At 42.7% G+C, this 2,782-nt stretch carries 3 protein-coding genes; all 3 read right to left on the bottom strand.

The window, feature by feature from the left end; translation table 11 throughout:
- Window positions 1-17: 17 nt before the first annotated feature.
- Genes pta through SPADD19_RS06305 form a run of 3 tightly spaced genes read right to left on the bottom strand, consistent with a single transcriptional unit; the run spans window position 18 to window position 2,722 of the window.
- Window positions 18-992, bottom strand: coding sequence for a phosphate acetyltransferase (pta, locus tag SPADD19_RS06315; RefSeq protein WP_061455544.1), 975 nt, complete (start codon window positions 990-992; stop codon window positions 18-20).
- 21 nt (window positions 993-1,013) lie between these two features.
- Window positions 1,014-1,907, bottom strand: coding sequence for an RluA family pseudouridine synthase (locus SPADD19_RS06310; protein WP_061455543.1), 894 nt, complete (start codon window positions 1,905-1,907; stop codon window positions 1,014-1,016).
- Window positions 1,904-2,722 carry an NAD kinase gene (locus SPADD19_RS06305; protein ID WP_282184817.1) on the bottom strand — a complete coding sequence of 273 codons (819 nt, stop codon included), beginning with the start codon at window positions 2,720-2,722 and terminating at the stop codon, window positions 1,904-1,906. Before SPADD19_RS06305 ends, SPADD19_RS06310 begins: the two co-directional genes overlap by 4 nt.
- Between the last annotated feature and the right edge of the window lie 60 nt (window positions 2,723-2,782).

Here is a 2,782-nt window from a genome sequence, read left to right as displayed (position 1 = left end):
CTCTCTAAATGCATTTCTTATTGTTCAACAGCTTGAGCAGCCGTAATCAAGGTTAATTTATAGACGTCATCTGCATTACATCCACGAGAAAGGTCGTTGACTGGTTTATTCAACCCTTGCAATACTGGACCTACCGCTGCAAAGCCTCCAAGACGTTCTGCCATCTTGTATCCAATGTTACCTGCTTCAATACCAGGGAAGATAAAGACATTAGCTTGTCCTGCCACCTTGCTTCCTGGAGCCTTCAAGGCTGCAGTTTCAGGCACAAAAGCTGCGTCAAATTGCAATTCCCCGTCAATTTCAAGGTCTGGACGAAGTTCATGAGCAAGCTTAGTCGCTTCAACAACCTTATCAACACTTTCTCCAAAACCAGACCCTTTTGTTGAATAGCTCAACATAGCAATTTTAGGATCAATTCCAAACATCTTGGCTGTGATAGCTGAATTGATAGCAATTTCGGCTAATCCTTCAGCATCTGGATTGATGTTGATGGCACAGTCCCCGAACAAGTAGCGTTCAGATCCACGTACCATGAGGAAAGCCCCCGAAGTTCGTTTAACATTTGGACGAGTTTTGATAATTTGTAAAGCTGGACGAACAGTTGCAGCTGTTGAATGAATAGCCCCTGATACCATCCCATCAACGATTCCCATGTGCACTAACATGACACCAAAATAGTTAACGTCGTCTTTCAAGATTTGACGTGCTTCTTCTTCTGTCATTTTTCCCTTACGACGATCTACCAAGGAAGCTACCATCTCTTCAAAACCTGGATAAGAATGCGGATCAATGACTTCATATCCTTCCAAAACCCCTTCGATTTCGAGGTAAATACGAATTTTATCTGGATTACCAAGCAATACAGGGGTTACATCTGTCTCGTTCACAATTCGTTTTGCTGCTTGGAGAATACGAGGCTCTTCACCTTCTGGTAATACAATACGAGCATTCTTACCAACGAGGTTGGCTTTGAGATTTTCGAAAACTTCCATGAGTTTTACTCCTTTTAATAATTAATAACTTGTTTGAAGCTGTGTTAATACAGCTTGGAAATCTGGAGGTAGTGGACTTTCTATGACCAATTCTTCCTCTAGAAATGGATGATAATAGGATAGACGATGACAATGAAGGGCTTGGCGCTCAATGCCGTCTTCTAAACTTCCACCATAGAGATCATCTCCCAAGAGCGGAAAACCAATATGGGAAAAATGAACGCGGATCTGATGGGTTCGACCTGTGTGTAACTGAATATCCACTAGGTGAATATCACCAAAAGATTGAACAACCTGGTAGCTTGTATGAGCATACTTGCCACCTTTAGCTACCTTTCGGGTGATAATTGAATCTTCATCACGCGCAATCGGAGCAATAATCTCTCCGACAGGATCAAGCTTCCCAGATCCCTTGACCAAGGCATAATAGCGTTTCTGAATCGATTTAGACTGCAATTGCTTATCCAAGCGGGCATGGGCATAGCCATGTTTGGCAAAAAGCATGACGCCACTAGTATCCTTGTCCAGGCGAGTGACAATGTGAACCTGCTGGTTCTCGTAGCCCTGTTTCACATAATAGCCTTTTACAAAATTGGCTAAGGTATTGGAATGAATCGCACTTGGAATAGAAGCAATCCCAAAGGGTTTGTTTAAGACCAAAAAATGATCATCTTCAAACAAAATATCCAAAGGCCGATCCATGGGCTTTAGGGTTTCGAAACCTTCTTCTGCTGGAATATCAATGACCAAGCGATCCCCAATATCCAACAAATAAATTGCATTCTCCGGACGTCCATTGACAAGGATCTGGCCACCACGAAACTTAATCTTTGCTAAGAGACCCTTAGAAACCTCGTGCTTTTTCAGGAAGGTCTTGATCTTGACATGCTCATCGACAGTGAATTCAAATCTCATTCTCTATCATCTCCGATAAAAGCATCCTTGACCCGATTCCAGAAGCTGGTGTGACTGGAACTTGCCACAAAATTAATCTTATGGTTGTCAATCTGGTATTCTACCTTTGCAATATTGCGGTAAGAATAGGTTGAATTATCAACAGAGATAATGTGGAAGCCAGGTCTCGTCGGTGTAATCTCAATCTTATCCTTTTTAGGGACAATGACAGAAGAACCCAAGGTACGATAAACGCGGTTGTTGAGACTGGCGATTTCAGCGATCTGTAGCGCCTCAATAGTCGGGTGAAGGACTGCTCCTCCTAAGGATTTGTTGTAAGCCGTACTTCCTGTCGGAGTCGAAACGGTAATCCCGTCTCCTCTGAAGCGCTCAAAATCCACTCCATTAATCGTGAGATCGGCAACCATGGTCCGGTCGCTTCTCTTAATCGTTGCTTCGTTCAACGCTCTCATGGTACGGGTTTCCCCATTGTCGAAAGTAATCTTGACATTCAAAATAGGGTAAGAAACCTTAGCTCCTGTATCATATTTTAAATTCTCAACCAGCTTATCGATTTCACTGTCTAAGTAATCTGTATAGAATCCTAAGTGTCCGGTATGGACGCCAACAAATCGCACCCGATCCAACTGGTGTTCATACTTGTGAAAGGCCGATAGCAACATCCCATCGCCACCAATTGAAATCACAATATCTGGGTGCTTCTCCGTCAAAATAAAATTATTTTTCCGAAGCTTGTAGCGCAACTGCTGAAAAACCTCTTCACTTTGACGCTTGCGATTGCGAATAATGGATACTTTTTTACCTGTAGTCTTCATCTGTGTCATCACTATTTCCAACGCCATCATTTAACTTACGATGAAGTGGATCAAACAGGG

Origin of the sequence: Streptococcus parasanguinis (assembly GCF_001578955.1) — a bacterium.
GTDB classification, from domain to species: Bacteria; Bacillota; Bacilli; order Lactobacillales; family Streptococcaceae; genus Streptococcus; species Streptococcus parasanguinis_U.
This window is presented reverse-complemented; position numbering and strand designations above follow the sequence as displayed.

Coding starts and splice junctions, on each gene's coding strand:
- pta (WP_061455544.1), bottom strand. CDS start 992: ATGGAAGTTTTCGAAAATCTCAAAGCCAACCTCGTTGGTAAGAATGCT.
- SPADD19_RS06310 (WP_061455543.1), bottom strand. CDS start 1,907: ATGAGATTTGAATTCACTGTCGATGAGCATGTCAAGATCAAGACCTTC.
- SPADD19_RS06305 (WP_282184817.1), bottom strand. CDS start 2,722: ATGAAGACTACAGGTAAAAAAGTATCCATTATTCGCAATCGCAAGCGT.